The 518-nt window shown below is 52.1% G+C and carries 1 protein-coding gene; it reads left to right on the forward strand.

The window, feature by feature from the left end; all coding sequences use genetic code 11:
* On the forward strand, positions 1-518 hold a 518-nt coding region (locus J5M56_RS24305; protein ID WP_207937982.1), incomplete at both ends, for a hypothetical protein.

A 518-nucleotide genomic window follows, 5' to 3' on the forward strand; every position in this document is an offset into this window, starting at 1 on the left:
CGTTTGATCAACGACTTCAAGGCCAATGGGATGGAGAACTGCCGCCGCATCTTCATCGAGCCAACAATTGACGTAAAAGGCCGAACTTCGAGGCGCATACCTGACATGATGATCTGTGACACCAATAACGTTATAGCGATTTTCGAACTGAAGTTTCATCCGCGCGTGACGTTGAGCGGAAGGTTCGGCGATGCATTGCGCGGTGGTGTGGAAAAGGACTTGGATACGCTATTGAGCATTGCTCAAGATTTAAACGGTGTTTCTGCGAAGCCTCAAGCCGACGCCTCACACATTGAGTTCAGCAATGAACGATATCTTGGTGTAAGCGGCGCGAGCAAGACCTATGGGCTCGCTAGCAACTTGATGCTGGTCTGGGCCGGTATTTACAAGCGATCCGACAGGAGCGATGCGTCGTCCACCGAGCGACTCGCCCGCGTCTTTGACGATGCTGGCGTCACAATTCAAGGCGGATTTCTCGAATTGCATGCGCAAACCCAAGAAGAAGCACACCCAGTTCT

Origin of the sequence: Pseudomonas sp. 51_B (assembly GCF_017491595.1) — a bacterium.
Lineage (GTDB): Bacteria > Pseudomonadota > Gammaproteobacteria > Pseudomonadales > Pseudomonadaceae > Aquipseudomonas > Aquipseudomonas promysalinigenes.